This window comes from Prosthecobacter sp., assembly GCF_044227185.1.
GTDB lineage: Bacteria > Verrucomicrobiota > Verrucomicrobiia > Verrucomicrobiales > Verrucomicrobiaceae > Prosthecobacter.
Window position 1 is genome coordinate 50,377 of sequence record NZ_JBGAFO010000007.1, and the last position, 18,611, is coordinate 68,987.

The window sequence follows — 18,611 nt, forward strand, 5'->3', positions numbered from 1 at the left end:
CTAAACTACGCGCAAAGTTCGCGCGGAGGCAGGTGATTTTTGCTTGTTGCTTTCAGCGATCTCTGTTCACAGTCTGCGATTCGCGGCCCGGCCTGCGAACAGCGAACCACCCAACCGAGAACCTCACTCCTATGCCCCACGTCGAAACCAACGGAATCAAGATGTTTTACCAAGAACGCGGCAGCGGCGAACCGCTGGTCTGCATCATGGGTGTGACGGCACCCGGCGGCGTGTGGGACGCGCATGCGCAGGCCTGGGAAAAGCATTTCCGCTGCATCCTGGGAGACAACCGCGGCGTGGGCGAGACGGACAAGCCCGCCGGACCCTACACCACGGCGATGATGGCGGACGACTACGCCGGGCTGATGGACAAGCTGGGCATCAAGCAGGCGCGCGTGGTGGGCTGCTCGCTGGGCTCCGTGATTGCGCAGCAACTGGCGCTGAGGCACCCGGAGAAGGTGAAAAGCATGATCCTGATGTGCACCTGGGCGCGGCAGGACCGCTTCGGCCTCTACACCTGGCAGCACCTGATCAAGGCGAAGGCCTGCATGCGTCCGGAGGACTTCATGCAGTGGATCCAGATGCTGATCTTCACCAAGCCGTGGTTCGACAACGATGACTGCTGGAACAACATGCAGCAGGGTCTCAAGGACGCCGCCGTGAATCCGGCCCCGCAGCCGGTGCATGCCACGGAAGCACAGAGCGCCGCGGCCATGACCCACAACACGCTGAACGAACTCAAGAATGTGAAGTGCCCCACGCTGGTGATCGGCGGCAAGGACGACACCTTCACCCCGCAGTGGATGAGCAAGGAGGTGGCGGCCGCCATTCCCGGAGCGGACCTGCACCTGTATGACAATGCGGGCCATGCCTTCCACTGGGAATGCCTGGGCGACTTCAACCCGCGCACGACGGAGTGGCTGCTGAAGCACTGATCCCGACGAACTCTCCCAAGCAACACCCGGCAGGCACGCGGCGTTTAGACTGCGTGCCTGTTTTGCGTACCAGCCTCATCCTGTTCACCGCGGCGTCCCTGCATGCCGCGCCTGCTGATTTCATCCGCGACGTGCAGCCCCTCTTTGCGGAGCACTGTCTGGAATGCCACGGCCCCGACGACTCCAAGGGCGGGCTGGTGCTGACCAGCCGTGAACTGGCGCTCAAGACGCTGAAAAGCGGGGCGCATGGCATCATCCCTGGGAAGCCGGAGGAGAGCGAACTGATCGCCCGCCTCACCTCGAACGATCCCGAGGAGCAGATGCCGCCGCCGAAGCACCGGGCGAAGCATCCGCTGAAATCCCATGACATCGAAGTGCTGCGGCAGTGGATCGCGGAGGGGGCCAAGTTTGAAGCGCACTGGGCCTACAAGCCAGTGGTGCGCCCGAAGGGCGGCGGCATCGATGAATTCATCCGCGCCAAGCTCACGGCCAAGGGGCTGCCGTTCTCGCCGGAGGCGGACCGCGTGACGCTGATCCGCCGGGTGCACTATGACCTGCTGGGCCTGCCGCCCACGCTGGAGGAGGTGGATGCGTTTGTGAAAGATGCATCACCGAAAGCCTATGAAGCCATGCTGGACCGCGCGCTGGCCTCCGAGCGCTTTGGTGAGCGCTGGGGCCGCCACTGGCTGGACATGGCGCGCTATGCGGACAGCGACGGCTATGAAAAAGACCGGCCGCGCCCCGACGCCTGGCGCTTCCGCGACTGGGTGATCCGTGCCATCAACGATGACATGCCGTTTGACCAGTTCACGATCCAGCAACTGGCCGGCGACCTGCTGCCGGATGCCACACCGGAGCAGATCGTGGCCACGGCCTTCAACCGCCAGACGCTGACCAACACGGAAGGCGGCACGGACCAGGAGCAGTTCCGCATCGAGGCCTGCATGGACCGCACCGAGACGCTGGGCACCGTGTGGCTGGGGCTGACGGTGGGCTGCGCGCGCTGCCACACGCACAAGTACGACCAGATCACGCAGAAGGAGTACTACCAGCTCTTTGCCTTCTTCAACAACGGTGACGAGGTGAACCGCCAGGTGGCCACCTCTCCGACCGCGTGGGAGGAGTATGAGAAGAAAAACGGCCGCGCGGTGGAGAAGCTGCTGCCGCTGCGCAAGGCTCTGGACGCCGCCAAAGCCGAGCTGCCGGAGAAACTGCCTGAATGGGAGAAAGGCGTGCAGCAGCGGCTCGCAAAAGCGGCCGCCGCAAAGGCGGTGCAGAAGTTTGAGCCGCTGGCCGACATGAATGCGAAGGCCGTTTCAGCCAAGCTGCAGCCCAGGGCGGACGGTGCATTCCTGGCGCAAAACAAGGCTCCCAAAACGGACAGCTACACACTGGAGATCAGCAACCATGCCGGACCCATCACCGCGCTGCAGATTGAGGTGCTGCCGGATGATTCACTGCCGGGCAAGGGCCCGGGCTTCAATCAGGGCGGAAACTTTGTGCTCACCCACCTCAGCGCCACGCTGAAACACGGCAAGATTTCGCATGAACTCCTTCTGCACTCCGCGCAGGCGGACTTTGAACAGAAGACCTTCACCGCCGACAAGACCCTGGATGCCGATGAGCAAACCGGCTGGGCCGTTTCTGGCGCCACGGGCAAGAAACACACGCTCACCGTGCAGCTCAGCGCCCCCGTGGAGCTGAAGCCGGGGGAGTCGCTGGTCCTGCAGCTCGACCAGAACTACAAGCAGCCGGGACATACCATCGGCTGCTTCCGCGTGCTGGCGGCGGGTGAGGAGACGCTGGAAAGCATCGCGCCCGAAGCGGTGCGCAAAATCCTGAGTGAGGAACCCAAGCGGCGCAACCCCGTGGTGATCCAGCCCTTGTGGGACTGGATGTCCAAGGTGGATGCCGAGGTCGTGGCAGCCGACCGCGCCCTGCGTGATGCCGAGGCCAAGCTGCCCAAGCCGCCGCTGATGGATGTGCGGGTGATCGGCCAGCGCGTGCACAACCCACGCAAGACGCATCTTCTGCATCGTGGCGACTTCCTCCAGCCCGCGGATGAAGTGATGCCCGCGGCACTGGCGACACTGCCACCGCTGAAGGGCGGCACGCGGCTCGATCTGGCGCGCTGGCTGGTCAGCAAAAACAATCCGCTCACGCCACGCGTCAGCGTGAACCACCTGTGGGACCGTTTGTTTGGCGCGGGGCTGGTGCGCACGGTGGCGGACTTTGGCGTGCGGGGAGAGCCGCCTACGCACCCCGAACTGCTGGACTGGCTGGCCGATGAATTCATGAAACGAGGCTGGAGCCGGAAGAAGATGCTCAAGACGATCATGATGTCCGCCACCTACCGCCAGAGCAGCGCGATTCCCGCCGACCTGCCGGCGCACGTGATGGAGCTGGACCCCAAGAACACCCTGCTGTGGCGGCAAAACCGGCTGCGCGTGGATGGCGAGATCGTGCGTGACCTCTACCTAGCCGCCGGTGGCCTGCTCTCCGCGAAAGTCGGCGGGCCGAGCGCCTTTCCGCCGATTCCCGACGGCATCGATGCGCTGAGCTACGCAGGGAATTTCAAATGGGCCACCAGCAAGGGAGAGGAGCGCTACCGCCGCGGCATGTACACCTTCTTCAAGCGCACGGCCCCGCATCCCGACCTGACCACCTTTGACTGCCCCGATGCGAATCTGACCAACGTCAAACGCACGGTGTCCAACACACCGCTGCAGGCGCTGACGACCCTGAATGCCGAGGCCTTTGCCGAAGCCGCGCAGGCGCTGGCCAGACGTGTTTTGAGCGACGCCGCACTCCACGATGACACGGCACGCCTCATCCGCGCATTCCGCCTCTGCGTTTCACGGGAGCCGGCAGCCGATGAACTCGCGGCGCTGCGCAAGCTGCTCGAAGAAGCACGCTATGCATACCAAAACGGCCCGGCCGAAGACGTGAAGGCCGCGGCTGGCAGCACTGCCGCCCCTGGTGCGCCCGAGCTCGAAACTGCGGCGTGGACGGCCACGACGCGGATCATCCTGAACATGGATGAATTCATCACGCGTGAATAAGCCTCAGCGCTTGCGCTTCTTCGTGGCCGGATCGTAGGGGAAGCGGCAGGTGACAATGACACCGCGACGGGGCTTGGGCTTGATGGACAGGCGCGCGCCGATGAGATTGGCGCGGTAATCCATCACTCGCACGCCGATGCCGTTGTGCAGGCTGCCTTTGGATTTTTTCAGGCCTGCGCCGTCGTCCTCGATGACCAGCTCGCATTCATTCGGGCTGACCTGCTGCAGGGAGAGCTTCACCTGGGACGGCTTGCCGTGGCGCAGGGCGTTGTTCACCGCCTCCTGGGCGATGCGGAAGAGGTGGGCCTCGATGTCGTTGCTATGAATGACGATGGCGGGATCCACCTCGCAGAGGCATGGGGTGCGAAAATTGGTGCGCACCGTTTCGGCCAGAAGCTGCAGGGCGCCGACGAGGCCGCGGTATTTCACGCCGGTGGGGGAAAGCCCATGGGACATGCGGCGCACCTCGGAGACGGACTGACGCAGCAGCTCATGAATGCGCTGGGCCTGCTGCCTGGGCTCACCCGTCAGATCCCCCTCCAGGGCTTCCAGAAGCGACACAATGCCGGTCATGGTCTGGCCCACGCCATCGTGCAGGTCATGCCCCACGCGCGCCTGCTCCTGCTCGACCACACGGAGCACCTCCTGCTGGAGACGGTTGCGCTCGGTCATGTCTGTCCCGGTGACCACGATGCGGTCGAGGCTGCCGTCCGGCTTGCGGGTGACGGTGCTGCGGAGCTCGACGCTGCGCCACTCGCCGCTTTTCGTGCGGAGGCGCGAGTCGGAGGGTGGGTTTGTCTCTCCACGCAGCAGGCGGGCGAAGCGCTCCCTGGAGCGCGCGGTCTCCGCCGCATCCATGAGGCCGATCTCCCAGGGGGTCTTGCCGATCACCTGCTTTTTGGTGTAGCCCATGGTGGTGTTGAACGAGGCATTGGCATGGACGAAACGGCCGTTCAAATCCAGCACCACAATGAACGCGGAGGTGTGGCTCACCAGAGCTTCATTGTAGGCCAGCTCGCGGAGATAGTTGAGCTCGGCCTGCTTGCGTTCGGTGATGTCCTCCACCACCGCGATGTGACGCAGCGGCGGCTCGCCGGGCCGCCACATGGGTGAAACGGTCAGATTGATCCAGGTCAGCTCCCCGGCAGGATCCATGTTGCGCATTTCTCTCCTGAAACTGGAGATGCGCCCGGCTTTGAGCTCCTCCATTTGATTCAACTCATCCTGGAGATCGTCAGGACAGGTCACATCGATGAAGGTGAGGCGCAGCATTTCCTCACGGCTGCGCCGGTTGATCTCGCACATGCGCTGGTTGACGCTGAGATAGCGGCCGGTGGGGGTGTCGATCACCGCGACACCCACGGCGGCCTGTTCGAAGATGGCGCGGAAGCGCTGCTCGCTTTCCTGCAGGGCCTGCTCCACGCGTTTGCGCTCCGTGATGTCCTCGACCACGGCGACATGGCGCAGGGGCGGCTCACCGGGCAGCCACATGGGTGCGACGGTCAGGTTGACCCACTTCAAGGAGCCGTCATGGAGCACGTTGCGTTTTTCCAGATTGTAGCTGCGGATTTTGCCGGCCTTCAGCTCTTCCATGAGGCGCAGGGAATTCGGCAGGTCCTCCGGAAGCGTCACGTCCTTAAAGGTCATCCGCAGCATCTCCTGACGGGAGCGCTGGTTGATCTCGCAGATGCGCTGATTCACGCTGAGGAAACGCCCCGTGGACGTCTCCATCTCCGCCACGCCGACGGCGGCCTGCTCAAACACCGCGCGGAAGCGCTGCTCGCTGGCCTGCAGCGCCTGCTCCGCCTGCTTGCGGTCGGAAATGTCAGAGATGGTGCCGGTCATGCGCACCGGCTCTCCGGATTCATTCCAGTCGGCCTCGCCGCGGGTGAGGAACCAGCGGTATTCGCCGCTCTTGGTGCGGAGACGGAGCTCCACCTGATATGGGACACGCTTCTCGAAATGCGCCGCACGCGCGGTCTTTACTCTCGGCCAGTCATCCGGGTGCAGGCGGGAAAGGAAGGACTCCTGATCCCTGCCCAGATGGTCTCCCTCGGCGAAACCCAGCATTTCCTTCCAGCGCGGCGAGAGGTAGGTCTCCCCTGTCACAATGTTCCACTCCCAGAGGCCGTCGGTGGTGGCACGCATGGCGCGCGCGTAGCGCTCCTCGCTGACCTGCAGCTCCTGCCGGCGCTTTTCCCCTTCAATGGCCAGGGCCGCCAGCCGGGCTGCCGCGGTGATCATCTGCAGCTCTCCCTGGTCCGGTGAAAAAGGCTCGCGCCGGTAGCAGGCAAACGCGCCCAGCACCTGGCCGGAACCGCTCTCCACGGGCTCCGACCAGCAGGCAAGCAGCCTGGCCTTCTCCGCCAGCTTGTGAAAGGGCTCCAGGCGTGGATCTGCGAGCACGTCCGGGCAGATCACCCTGCGCCCGGTGCAGGTGGCCACACCGCAAATGCCCACGTCCGGGGCGATGGGCAAGCCATCCAAGGCCTTCCGCACATACTCGGGCAGGCTGGGCGCGGCGGCCATGCGCAGCCGGGCGCCGGTTTCATCCGCCACCATGATGCTGCAGCGCATGCCCGGGTGGCCGGCCTCCACGCTGCGCACGATGGCCTCCAGCACAGCGGCGCAGGGAGCGCCCTCCACGATGAGCTGCAGATTGTGCGCCTCGCGATCCTCGGCCGCCTTGCGCCGGGAGATGTCCTCGATCGTGCCCGTCATGCGCACGAAGCGCTCCTGCTCGTCACGCCTGATGGCCTTGCCGCGACCCATCACCCATTTCCATGATCCGTCTTTGCAGCGCAGACGGAACTCGTGGGCGAAGGCGTCTGACCGCTGCATCTGGTGTTCTTTCATCGCCAGCTCCACTCCCGGCAGATCCTCGGGGCAAACCATCGCGCGCCAGCCTTCCGTGGTGTCATCCATCGGCTCATTGGGGCCATAGCCGAGCATCATCCTGTACTGGCTGGAGCGGAAGATCCTGTTGCGCGCGAGCTCCCAGTCCCACACGCCGAAACCGGAGCTCTCCAGCGCGAACTTCCAGCGCTGCTCGCCCTCCTGCAGGCGCTGCTCGGCGAGCACGCGCTCGGTGATGTCGCGCCCGACGGACTGCATCTCCACCAAGACACCGCGGGCATCAAAGAAGCCGCGGTTCACAAACTGCATCCAACGCATCTGCCCTTTGGCATCATAGACACGGTTCTCAATCACCGCCACGGGGTGTGGCGGAGTGATGAGCTTCAGCCCGGCCTCGATGAGGGGCAAATCCTCCTCCACCACCACCGGCCGCCAGGAGGAGCGGCCCACCACCTCCTCGCGCGTCTTGCCGAAGAGGCGGCAGAAGACCTCGTTCACATAGGTGAAGGTGCCGTCCGGGAGAAAGCGGCAGATCGTCTCCGTCAGATCCTCCACCACCGTGCGGTAGGGGTCTGATGTCAGATGCGCATGCGAGGCTGCAGGCGGCTCAGCGGGTCGGGTCTTGCGTGTCTTCATGCAGGCACAGCGAGAGCTTACCCCGGGGGGACGCATAAGTCACCGCATAGATGCACTTCTGAGGGATGCTTTATTGCGGGATGTAGCCCATGGATTTCATCCACTCCGCCACACGGTCAGGCCAGGCATTCACCGGACCGCCGCCTTTGCGCATGCCAAAACCGTGGCCGCCTTTGGCGTAAATGTGAAGCTCGCAGGGGATGTTCAGCTTCTTGTACTCCAGGTACAGCAGGGCGCTGGCGCTGGCGGGCCAGGGATCATCACCCGCATGGATCAGGCACATCGGCGGAGCTTTGGCAGTGACTTCGAAGCCAGGGAGCAGGTGAGTGATGTCCTCCTTGCTGACGAGATAGGCGGGATAAACCGGGATGGCGAAGCTGGGGGTCGCGTCCTCCACATCCAGCGCAGGATCGGTGGTGTAGGTGCGTTCATTGGCGTGCAGGGTTGTCATCACCGTGAGATGGCCGCCAGCAGAGAAACCGAGGATGCCGATGCGGTCGGGCTTGAGCCCCCACTCGGCGGCATGATGGCGGATGATGCCCATGGCGCGCTGGGCGTCCTGAAGTGCTTCGCGGCCCGGGTCTTTCGGATCGCGCTTGGGCACGCGGTATTTGAGCAGGATGCCGGTGACACCGTGCTTGTTGAGGAAGTCACACACCATCGAGCCTTCATGCTCATAGGCCAGGATGCCGTAGCCGCCGCCAGGGCAGACCATGACGGCGGTGCCGTTCGGGTTTTCAGGCTTGAAGACGGTGATCATTGGGTCGGTCACATTCGTGATGCGCAGCACGTCATCCGCCGATTTTTTCGGCACCTCCTTCTCGGCCTCGATTTTCACGCCGGGCTTTTCCGGCGCACCACCGGGCCAGAGTTTCACGACGATGGGGTCGGCGGCGAAAACCGAGGAGGCGAACAGCAGAAGGGCGGGAAGGAGCTTCATGGTGCCGCCAATGGAGCGGAAATCACCGCGCAACGCAAGGCAGCATCATCGCATCCCGCATGCCATGGAGGATTTTCTTGTCCGCCGGGCAGACAGTGGCCAGGACGCCGCCGAGGGCTGGATCATCATCCGCCTCCGATGTGGCGAAATAATAGGGGCACAGCCGCACACGGCTCTGCATCGCCCGAGTGGCCTGCTTCTCCTCATCCCAGGCCGGATGCGTGACCACCCGGGCGCGATGGAACTCCTGCAGGACGAAGGGATTGCTCGGGAAGCTGGCCAGGGCTTCATCGATGGCCGCGCCCCACTGCTCCTGCGAAAGATCATGGCCGATGAACACGCCACGTGAGCCCCAGCCGCGCTCGGAGAAACCGCTGATTTTCAGCACGAGCTGCCGCAGCCTGCCGCCGAAGGATTTCATCTCGTGCCAGCTCTGGATGTCGAGCTTTGGCCACACGGCGAAGGGAGGCAGCGGCACGGGATCGACCACCCAGCCCATGGGAATGCACTGCTGTAAAAGTTCACGGTGCTCGGTTCTCAGTTCACGGTTCCAGAAGTCTGCCAATGCGGGCGACCAAAACAATGCGAGCCACAGCTTCTCTTCAAGGAAGGCCTTGATCGGCGGGGTGAAAGTGAGCTCGCCGCGCTCGGCCATGCGCAGCATGACATCGGCATTCTCCACATTCGCGAGATCGAACAACTCGAAAAAGCGGTAGATGGCAGAACCATTGAGCTCGTAGGGCTCCACCTCCCAAGGGCGCAGCACGCGCCGGCCCAGGCGTTCCGCCAGCCAGCTCATTTCCGGAAGGTAGTCGCCTGATTCGCGTGAGACGAGGATGTCCTCGCTCGGAAATGCGGCGGCAAAGGATTCCAGCATGCCGGCGGCACCGCCGATCACGTCCTGCCCCAGTGCGGCATAGGTCTCGTTCAGCCACGCCGTGAGACCGATGCCACCGGGCAGCGAGTCCAGCTCAGAGATGGTCACGCCGGTTTCCGTCAGCACCAGGTCCGGGCGCAGCACGCGCGGGAGGTCCTCGTGCCAGCGCGGATTGCGGCCGAGATCGAGCACACGCTGCGGCTTGCCCTGATCCAGCAGTTTTGCCACCCAGGGGTAAGATTCATCGAAGTATAAGCGATTGCAGGCACGCTGAAAGGCACGCAATGCCGGACCGAGGGACTGGATCAGCGCCACTGTCTTCTCATCCAGAGCAAATGCTTCTGGAGACAGCACCCACTCCTTCTCCGCGAAGAAGCCCTGCTCCGGAAAGGAGGCGCGGATGTGGGAGATGGCAGATGCGGCGGGCAATCAATTATCTACGACTGAATTCTCGTAGAGGAGACAATGATGATCATGAACGCCAGTGCAACAGAGAAGCCCGCGAGTGCTGTCGTTTCATCCCTCGGGAGAATCCAGGAGCGCTTGCAAGCGTTTCGCTAGTTCTCCTGAATAACGGGCAGGCCACGACTCATCGATCAATCCCACATCCGCCAGGTCGCGCAGGTGCATGCGGTCCTTGTCACGCCAGGCGGTGAGCTTCATGCGCACGAGCGCCTCCAACTGAATCAGACGGAATTCGCCGGACTCTTCGCTTTCGCTCACGTCCGCATTCGCCGCAATGCTGTCAGGCAGGATCTTTTCCGAGGCGAAGACGATATGCAAAGCGTCGCGCACCTTGGCGTCGGCACCGTCGAGAAAGACATCCATGTGGCCGGATTTTCCGATGGAAGCCACCTGGCGATGCACGAACCCAGCTTTCTCAAGAGCCGCCGCCGCCGCCGCGAGATCCTCGCGTCGCAGCAGCACATCCACATCGCGCGTGTTGCGCACGGCACTTTCATCGACACGAGAGACCCATGCAGCCACGGCGTTGCCGCCGACGACAGCGTACGGCACACCCGCTTCATCGAGCACATGCGCCGCACGCAGAAGGCGCTCGCGAACTTTGGCTACGGCGTCACTCATGCGCTGCCAGGAAACGGGTTGAAGTACGGCGACCATGATTCATGAAGAGTGGATGTCATTCTACTTGTCCGCCACTTTTGCACCCGCGGAAGGCAGAGTGCGAATGCGCTGGGTGGGGCTGAGGCCGTATTTGTCGGGCTGGTACATGGCTTCGATGCGCGCAGGCGGAGCGGTGGTGTCGCCTTCGGCGATGACGCGGGCGAGGTATTGGAGACTGAACTTGCCCTTGGCGGGTGCGTAGTCGGTGAAGAAGAGGGCGCGGTCGGTGCGGATCTCGCGGTGGTCGCAGAACCACTGCTGGGTGCCGTCGGGGAGCTGGTCGCCTTCGCGCTCGCTCTGGGTGCCGAACTCGGGATTGATGGCTTCGAAGACGGCGGGGAGGGCGTCATCAATGGCGAGGTAGCGGTCACCGCCGCCGATTTCGATCTTGAGCGTGACCACCACCATGTCTCCCACGCGGAGGTCCTCGGTGCCGGAGGTGGAGCCGTCCATGTTCAGCTCCTCGTAGCTGCGCTCGATGGCGTAGCCTTTGTTTTCACCGGCGAAGGCGCGCTGCGGCGGGAAGCTGCGGGCCTCCACGCGGCCGTAAATTTCGCGGCCGGCGGGAAGCTCCACGCTGAGAGGTTTGGCACTGAGCGCCTGATTGAGGGCGAAGTTCACGTGCGTGCTGGAGAATCCGGCGGCGAGATTGAGCGGCACGGCCTGGGCGTCCCAATGCGCGGTGGCGGTGAGGGGCTCGCCGTTTTTCTTCAGGCTGCGCTCATAGGCGGCCAGAGCGGTGAGCGTCCATGCATTGGTGAAGGTGTTGCCCCATTCGCCGTGACCGTTGCGGGACTGCAGGATCGAGACGGCGAGGTGCTCCGCGTCTTCCGTGAGGCCGAGGTGGGTGTAGCAGATCAGGCGCAGGGCTTTGTTGGCTCCGTTGCCCGCCCAGTGACTCCAGACGACCGGTCGCGGAGCCGGAGCTGGCGTTTGGGTTGTCTTCGCCTTGCTCTCTGTTTTGGATTTGGATTTACCAGCGGCGACCTTGGTCTTGCTGTCGGCCTTGGCGGGCGCGGGATGCTCGGCGGGCTTCCAGCCGAGGGTGTCCTTGATCTGCTGCTCGGGCGCATTGGTCAGGCACATGGAAAGCGCGAGGTAGAGCCTGGCGATTTCCGGCAGGCGATCGCGTTTGGCAAACAGCAGGCTCTGATAGGCCGGCTCGGGCTTGCCGGCTTTCGCGAGGGTGTAGAGCGCCAGTGCGGAGTCGGTGATGTTGTAGAGGTCTTTCTCCTCATCGAGGCCGCGCAGTTTTTTGGAGAGGTATTCGACGAGCTTGTTGATGACGTCGTCGGGAACGTTGGCGCCCTGATCTCGTGCGCGAAGCAGCATCATGCCGCCATAGGCGCTGCCCCAGAAGCTGGACTCGCTGCCGCCGGGCCAGTAGGCCAGACCGCCCTCGTCCGTGGTCATCTGCAGCAGCTTTTCCACACCGGCCTGGATGGCCTTCTGCGCCTTGCCGTTTCCGAGCTGGTCAGGGAAAAGCGGCTCGTATTTGCCAAGGGCGAGCCAGGGCAGCGTGGCGGAGGTGGTCTGCTCCACACAGCCATAAGGATAGTGCAGCACGTAGTCGATCGCATCCCGAGCTTCGTAGAGGCGGCTGTTGCTGATGCCGAGCGAGAGCGAGCCTTCGCCTTCCAGCAGCGCGGGGTTCACATCCTTGATGAGGTTTTCATCCGGCTGGTCCGCCTTGAGCAGCGGGTAGCTGACGTGACGCAGCTCGGGCACGGGATGATTCACATCAAAGCTGGACTCCGTGCCATCGCTGACGGCCTCAGGCCAGTTCACGCCGCGCGCGGTCCATTTCCATTTCGCGGTGCCGAGCTGGACAAACTGCACCGGGAAGGCGGTGGCGGCGGTTTCACCGGCCTTGATCTGCAGGATGACCTTCTGCTGTTTGGCGCTGCCGCCCGTGTCGGCCTTGAGGGAGGCGGGAATGAAATCGCGCTTTTCCTGAATGAAGCTGGCGGTGTCATCGAGCTCCAGAGTGACCTCCACCGCGCCGGCGTTTGGCGTGGTGTTATGAACGATGGCTTTCACGAGGAACTCATCTCCCAGACGGGCGAAGCGGGGCACGGCGGGGTCGATCATCAGAGGCTTGTTGATCTTGAAGGCGGACTCGCCGCTGCCGAAGCGATCCACGCCACTGGCGGCGACGGCCATGATGCGGTAGCGCGTGAGATTGTCCGGCGCTGTGACGCTGGCGGTGAGTTTTCCCTGGGCATCCGTGGTGCCGGAGGCGAGCCACAGCGGGGTGACGATGAAGTTTTTGCGGATGTTCACCTCCGGCCCGTTGCCATCGCCGTCACCACCACCGACGACGAAGCCTTTGTTGCCACGGTCGCGCGCGGAGACCTCCTCGGGGAGCAGGTTGTCAAAGGAGGTGAAGTTGTCGATGGCCAGGGGCATCTCGGCGTGGAAAAACGCGGAGGGGTCCGGCGTCTCGTGCTTCATGAGGCTGAGCACGCCTTCATCGACGGCATAGAGCGTGACATCCGCTCCCGGCACCGCCACGCCTTTGGCGTCGGTGATGGTGGTGGAGATGTTCACGGCCTCGGCAGGGCGCACTTCATCGCGGTCCGGCTTCACGGCGAGCTTCAGCTCCTTGGCGTCAGATTCAACGGTCAGCGCGCAGTAGCCGATGCGATACTCCGGCATTTTGTGCTGCTTGGTGCTGGCAGCGGAGCCGCGAATGACGATGACGGAGACGAAGACATTGGGGAATTCATCCTCACCCAGCGGCACGCGGATGATGGGGTTTTCGAGCGTGAGTTCGGTGACAAACTGGCGGTGCAGCTTGTTGCGCTCCACGGTCACGAGCGCGGTGCCGGCAATGGGAGTTTTCACCACGATCACGGCGTCTTCGCCGGGCTTGAGCGTGGTTTTCTCCGGCTGGAGGTTCATGCGGTTCCCATCTTCCATGGCCCAGGGGAACTCCTTGCCGCCGACAGCATAGAAGGGCATGCGGGAGAGCACTTTGGTGCCCTTGGCATCCACGGCCTCGGCGGTGACGAAATACACGCCGCCGGCGGCTGGCGTGAAAGGAATGGTGGCGGAAGGAGCCGAACCTGCGGTGGGGGCTTTCAAATCATAGCTCTGCTTCAGCTCCTCACGCAGGACGACCTGGTCCTTCGTGGTGGAACCACCACCGGCGGTGGCGATTTTGAGCGTGTGGTATTCCTGGCGCTCGACCTTGACATCGACATGCACGCTGCCGGCGGCGGGTGCTCCTTTGGAATCGATCGCGACCACTTCAAGCTGAAGCGGCTTGCCCGCGGTGCCGAAATACTCGGGACCTTTGAGACCGAGCAGGAAATTTGCTCCAGGCACCTCAAACTCGGTGGAGGCGCTGATGGTCTGCTCATTGATGTCAGTGACTTCGGCATTCACACGCACACGCTGCGGCAGTGCGGCGCGGTCAGGCGGGGGCTGCGGCATTTCCAGGGTGGCGGTGCCGTCTTCAGCCAGGAAGAGATTGCCGTTCACGAACCACTCGTTTTCCGTTTCGTCATTGGCATTGCCCTCATAGTCGCCATCGGCATCGCGGTCCTGCCCGTAGTGCGACCACGCATCCGCCTCGCCGAAGTGGTAGCGGCTGTAAGCCTCCGGCGCCTCATAGTTGCGCTGGGAGTTCGCGCTCCACTGCACCTTGGCGACGGAGAGCGCCTTGCCCATGTAATAGTTCGCGCTGAGGGGCAGATGGATGCGGTCGGGCTGGAACTTGAGGGCCTTGGTGTCCAGCTTCACCTCGAAGGTGTTGGGCTTGTAGTCGTCGATACGGAAGCTCATGCCGCCGCCGTCATTGCTCTGGCTGTTGGGATTGGCCGACTTGAGATTGATTGAGAGATCGTACCATCCGGCGGGCCCGGTCGGCAGCACAAGATCATCCGCCCAGGCGCCATTGGCGGTGAAGGTCACCGGCTTGTCCACCACGATGCGATAACGTGGATCACGAACCACCAGGCGGCCCTGCGCGGGTGCAGAGTCGAGGCTCAAGTCGTCGCCGGTGAGCAGGCGGGTGTGCGCCTTGAAGTGGGCGGTGTCGCCGGGCTTGTAGAGCGGGCGGTCGGAGAAGACGAAGGTGCGCCGCTGCGGCTGCCAGACGTTTTCATAAGCCTGCGAGATGTCGTAGGGCACGCCCACGGCACTGTCGCTGCCCTCGATGACGGCGCAGTCGCCGTTCTTTTCAGCGAGCACAAAGGCGGGCGTGGCACCCGGCACGGTGGCGATGCCGCTGGCGTCCGTGTCGCCATAGCCGATGAGCTTCAGATCGGAATCGACAAAGGTCAGGCGCACACCGGGCACGGCCTTGGCGGTTTCGAGTGAAGTCACGAAGACCATCGACTCGCGGCCGTTGCTCTTCTGCATGATGCCGAGGTCGGTGAACTGCACGAGCGTCTGGGTGAGGACGCCTTTCTGCTCCAGCCCCGCGGCGGCGGTGCCTTCGAGCTCGATGAACAGGGGCGCGGCGGGGAAATCGCCGAGCACTTCGCGCAGGTTCAGCTTCAGGATCTCGCTGTGGTCCAGCGGCTTGTTCACCGGGAAGGTGCGGTCGTACACCTGGGTGCCGGGATAGGTGTCGATGGACTGCGTTTTGTAGGCGGCCTTTTGCTTGTCGTTGCCATAGTAGGCGGTGCGGTAGGCGCGGTATTGATCCAGCGCCTTGAGCAGTTCGGGCCCGTTGAGGCGCTTCGCACGCACGCGCACCTGGCTCACGTTTGCGGCGCTGAACTCATAATCCGCCGCCCCTTTGGCGAGCTGGGCATTGATGAAGGTGGGCGCGGCGAGATAGGGAGGATTGGGGACGAAGGTGACGTCGTTCTTGTAGTTCGCCTGCAGAGGCAGGTTGTCTCCCGACGTCATGGCCTTGTCCACGGTGACGGTGTACTTCTTGTTCACTTCAAAGGGACCGGTGAAGCGCAGGGTGCGGCCAAGAATTTCGACCTTGAGGCCGGGCACGGGGCCTTCATCCTTGTTCACCACAGCCGCCAGCTTCTGGCCGAGCGAGGTACGGCGGATGGTGACAAACGGCGCAAGCTTTTGCGCGAAGGCGTCCGCCATCTCCTGGGTCATTTCATCATCCGTCGGTGGCAGGAGGCGCTTGTTGAAATCGACATCAATGTAGTAGTTGCTGTCAAAGGGCGTGTGCGCCTCGACCTCGCGCACCTCAAACGGTTTGATCTCACCGAGCTGGATGTCATCGCCAGTGGCGATCTGATTGGCACCGGAGGCATTGCTGAGGGTCTGGGCGATGGTGAGACGCCATTTGCCGATGGCGAGCTGGGATTCAGGCTCGATGATGATGGCGCTGAGCCGCGCTGCATCATCTCCCACGGCAGGTGTTACTTTGGAGATCTGCTCCGCCCAGGTGGCCTGCGGTTCGGTGCCCATGCGTTTGAAGTCCTTGCCCGTGGCATGACGGATTTTGGCGGCGACCGGCTGGGGAGAGGACTCCGAGACAAACTTGATGTGTTTGACGGCCTCCGCAGGCGTGATGCTGTCATTGAACTCGAAGAGAAACCGCGGCGTACGATTCTGGGCGTCGTCATCAAACCAGCGCGGATGCTGGTCGATGATGCGAAACTGCGCGCTTTGCACGGAGTCGAGTTTTTCGGTGGAAAGCGGTTTCCCCGCGAGATCGGTCAAACCGGCGCGCAGCTTGAAATCGTAGCCCTCGGCAAATTTCGGCGCCTGCGTGAGGTGGAACTGACCGCTGCGGGTGCTGGTCCATTCAAAAGTGCCGGTCAGCTCGGGCGTGATGACCAGGGGCGAGGCGGCCGCGTTCCTGCCGATTTGATCCTTGGCCACCATCGGCGTGGGGAACACGACCTCGATGGTGGAATCCGGCGCCAGTTCCTCGGGATTGATGGTGATCTCTGCATGGAGCTCCTGCGGAGGCGGGGTTTTGGTTTCGGAACGGCCCTTGGGCGGAGCCGCCTGGGAGAGGGCAACGGCGGAAACAAAAGCCAGCGTCATGGCTGGCAGCAGCGCGAGGCTGAAAGAGGTTTTCATGGCGAACAGTGGGTTCGCCGGAGATTAGCACGCCGCCCGCAAGGGCGAGGATATTTTTGGGAAGTTTTTGGAAGTCAAAAGGCAATCCAGGCCCACGCGCCGCCATTGACAAATCTCGCCAGAGCCCTCTGCCATGACCCATGTTTGATATTAAGCCGACCGCTTAGGCGGAGGCGTTCACGCTTGTTTTTGAGCCGCCCCCGCCCAGTGATCTGCCGATTCGACCCCGACTTATGCCCCGAGCCAAAAGCCTTCGCCGCCCTGTCATCGTGCTTGTGACCGTTCTCCTGGGCGCCACTCTAAGCACGCTGCTGCAAGTCTTTGTGCTGCAGGACGAAGTGCCATTGTATCAGTCTGTCGGCAGACTGGCCGCAAAGAGTCCTTCCTTACAGCAAGGTTCCGGCTCCCAATGGCAAAAACAGACCAGGGACTTCCACGGTGCAATCATCGAGACACTGGAATCTGGCGAGATGAAACGACGGGCGATGACCAAACTGTTCGCCTCGGCTCCTGATCTGGCCTCCTGCGAGGTTCGTGTGGAGGTCAGCCTGCTCAGAAACAGCGATGTTATCAAGGTGATCACCACAAGCGAAGATCCGCGTGCCGTCTCCATTTTTCTCGATTCACTGCTGGAAGAGTTCATTGACTACCGAGAGGCGGCCGGGGATGAGAAATCAGAAAAGTTGGACACGATCACCATTCAGCAGCACGCATCGCCTGCAAAGAAGGTGCTGGGAGAATGGCGGGAGGCAGCTTTCAGCGGAGCACTGACCGGCGGGCTGGCGGGGCTCATGGCAGGACTGCTGCTGGCATTTGCTTTTGTGAGACCCGCTGACGAAATTCCCGCCGTCCCAGCGGAAGAAAAGGCGCCTTCACTTCTCGCGGCCAGCCGGCTGCTGATCTTCGGTGTCGCCATGGGTGCCGTTTCAGGCCTGCTGATTCAGATCGTCCGGCTGACGAGCAGGCCTCAGGAATTCCGCTCGCTGGCGAAGGTGGTGCGTGTGCAGGGATTGAACCCGGAGAAAATGGCAGGCCACCGGGTCAGCGACGACTATGACGGAACGATCATCGAAACTCTGGAATCCCCGCAGATGTTAGCGGCGGCCATGAAGCGTGTGAAAGCCTCAAACCCGGAAGTCAGGGACCTTGACGTGGATGTGCGCGTCGCCCAAACGAAAGGCAGCGCCATTTTCAATGTTCTCGCAACGGGCGGCGAACCTGGATACACCCGAATCTTCCTCAATGCCCTTCTGGATGAGTTCATGATTTTGCGCACGCGTCAGGCCGAGGAGGCGGGGCTGGACCCACGAAAAGACGTGGCCATCCAAGAGCGTGCAACACCCGCCTCTGAGAACGTCGAAGACTGGAACATGCCCCTGGCTGCAGGGAGCGCCAATGGTGCCTGCGTCGGAGGATTGCTTGGATTTCTCGCGAAAACATTCTCCCGCCGCCGGCAAACGACACCTCAAGCTGACCTGGCCTCCTAGCCGCACGAGAAATCACTTCACTTCAACGCCCACACCTTCACATTATCAAAGGCGACCTCCTGGCCGTCCTTCCCGCCCATGCGGAAGACGAGGCCGGGTTTTTTGACGTGAAAATCGGGGGACGTGGCCTTGAGCGGTTCTTTGCCGGTGATCTGAGCGACGACGTTGTCGCCCTTGCACTCCAGCAGGAGGGTATAGGTGGCGGCGGAGTCAAACGCTGTCTCGGCCTTGGCATGCACCTTGGTCTTGCTCTCTGGGTTGGCCTTGTCGTTGTGCTCGATGATGCTCCAGCCGGTTTTGCTGACGGTGACGGAGAGGAGGTGGCCTTTCTTTTTCAGTTCGCCCGGGGCGGGGTCAAAACCGAGATTGATGATTCGCGCAGCACCGAGTTTAAAGTCGATCTGCACGGCGCAGTCCTGCACTGGCAGGCGAAAGCGGAAGGCGCCGATGTGGCCGTCACTGGATTTTTCGGCGGCGAGCAGCATGCCGTCCGCCACGCGCAGGGTGCCGGTGTTCCCATTCCAGCCCTTGGGCACTTCGGAGCCGGAGAAGGATTCGTCTAGGAGCTTGTCTCCCAGGGCGCCGAGTTGCGGGGTCAGGTCAGCAGCGGTGGCGAAGCTGGAGAGGGCGAAGAAGAGGAAGACGCGGGCGTGAATCATGCGCGGTGAAACGCCGGAACGC

9 protein-coding genes are annotated in these 18,611 nt (G+C 62.8%); 3 read left to right on the forward strand and 6 right to left on the reverse strand.

From position 1 onward, the window contains the following. The first annotated feature begins 131 nt into the window (after window positions 1–131). Both ACILSQ_RS17205 and ACILSQ_RS17210 read left to right on the forward strand, forming a co-directional pair. Complete coding sequence (locus tag ACILSQ_RS17205; protein WP_395744895.1) at window positions 132–935, forward strand: alpha/beta fold hydrolase; 804 nt, start codon at window positions 132–134, stop codon at window positions 933–935. Between the two features lie 53 nt (window positions 936–988). Then, complete coding sequence (locus tag ACILSQ_RS17210; RefSeq protein ID WP_395744896.1) at window positions 989–3,997, forward strand: PSD1 and planctomycete cytochrome C domain-containing protein; 3,009 nt, start codon at window positions 989–991, stop codon at window positions 3,995–3,997. A gap of 3 nt (window positions 3,998–4,000) precedes the next feature. On the opposite strand, the gene ACILSQ_RS17215 is transcribed toward ACILSQ_RS17210, so the two are convergent. The 5 genes from ACILSQ_RS17215 to ACILSQ_RS17235 form a co-directional block, all read right to left on the reverse strand. Next, on the reverse strand, window positions 4,001–7,489 hold the full coding sequence (locus tag ACILSQ_RS17215; RefSeq protein ID WP_395744897.1) for a PAS domain S-box protein: 3,489 nt from the start codon (window positions 7,487–7,489) through the stop codon (window positions 4,001–4,003). A gap of 70 nt (window positions 7,490–7,559) precedes the next feature. Beyond that, entirely contained in the window at window positions 7,560–8,429 is an 870-nt protein-coding gene (locus tag ACILSQ_RS17220; protein WP_395744898.1) for an alpha/beta hydrolase, read from the reverse strand. Window positions 8,430–8,451: 22 nt separating this feature from the next. Beyond that, window positions 8,452–9,735 (reverse strand): hypothetical protein, encoded by a 1,284-nt coding sequence (locus ACILSQ_RS17225; RefSeq protein WP_395744899.1) that lies wholly within the window; start codon window positions 9,733–9,735, stop codon window positions 8,452–8,454. An 87-nt stretch (window positions 9,736–9,822) separates the two neighbouring features. Further along, entirely contained in the window at window positions 9,823–10,428 is a 606-nt protein-coding gene (locus tag ACILSQ_RS17230; RefSeq protein WP_395744900.1) for a nucleotidyl transferase AbiEii/AbiGii toxin family protein, read from the reverse strand. A 24-nt stretch (window positions 10,429–10,452) separates the two neighbouring features. Next, window positions 10,453–16,443, reverse strand: a complete 5,991-nt coding sequence (locus ACILSQ_RS17235; RefSeq protein ID WP_395744901.1) for an alpha-2-macroglobulin family protein — start codon at window positions 16,441–16,443, stop codon at window positions 10,453–10,455. Between the two features lie 233 nt (window positions 16,444–16,676). On the opposite strand from ACILSQ_RS17235, the gene ACILSQ_RS17240 reads away from it, so the two are divergent. Next, on the forward strand, window positions 16,677–17,930 hold the full coding sequence (locus tag ACILSQ_RS17240) for a hypothetical protein (RefSeq protein ID WP_395744902.1): 1,254 nt from the start codon (window positions 16,677–16,679) through the stop codon (window positions 17,928–17,930). 17 nt (window positions 17,931–17,947) lie between these two features. Here ACILSQ_RS17240 and ACILSQ_RS17245 read toward each other — a convergent pair whose 3' ends face one another. Continuing rightward, complete coding sequence (locus tag ACILSQ_RS17245) at window positions 17,948–18,589, reverse strand: hypothetical protein (RefSeq protein WP_395744903.1); 642 nt, start codon at window positions 18,587–18,589, stop codon at window positions 17,948–17,950. Window positions 18,590–18,611 lie beyond the last annotated feature (22 nt).

What these genes read in the sequence shown, in the direction of transcription:
- ACILSQ_RS17205 (WP_395744895.1), top strand. Translation starts at nt 132, where the DNA reads ATGCCCCACGTCGAAACCAACGGAATCAAGATGTTTTACCAAGAACGC.
- ACILSQ_RS17230 (WP_395744900.1), bottom strand. Translation starts at nt 10,428, where the DNA reads ATGGTCGCCGTACTTCAACCCGTTTCCTGGCAGCGCATGAGTGACGCC.
- ACILSQ_RS17240 (WP_395744902.1), top strand. Translation starts at nt 16,677, where the DNA reads ATGCCCCGAGCCAAAAGCCTTCGCCGCCCTGTCATCGTGCTTGTGACC.
- ACILSQ_RS17220 (WP_395744898.1), bottom strand. Translation starts at nt 8,429, where the DNA reads ATGAAGCTCCTTCCCGCCCTTCTGCTGTTCGCCTCCTCGGTTTTCGCC.
- ACILSQ_RS17235 (WP_395744901.1), bottom strand. Translation starts at nt 16,443, where the DNA reads ATGAAAACCTCTTTCAGCCTCGCGCTGCTGCCAGCCATGACGCTGGCT.
- ACILSQ_RS17245 (WP_395744903.1), bottom strand. Translation starts at nt 18,589, where the DNA reads ATGATTCACGCCCGCGTCTTCCTCTTCTTCGCCCTCTCCAGCTTCGCC.
- ACILSQ_RS17215 (WP_395744897.1), bottom strand. Translation starts at nt 7,489, where the DNA reads ATGAAGACACGCAAGACCCGACCCGCTGAGCCGCCTGCAGCCTCGCAT.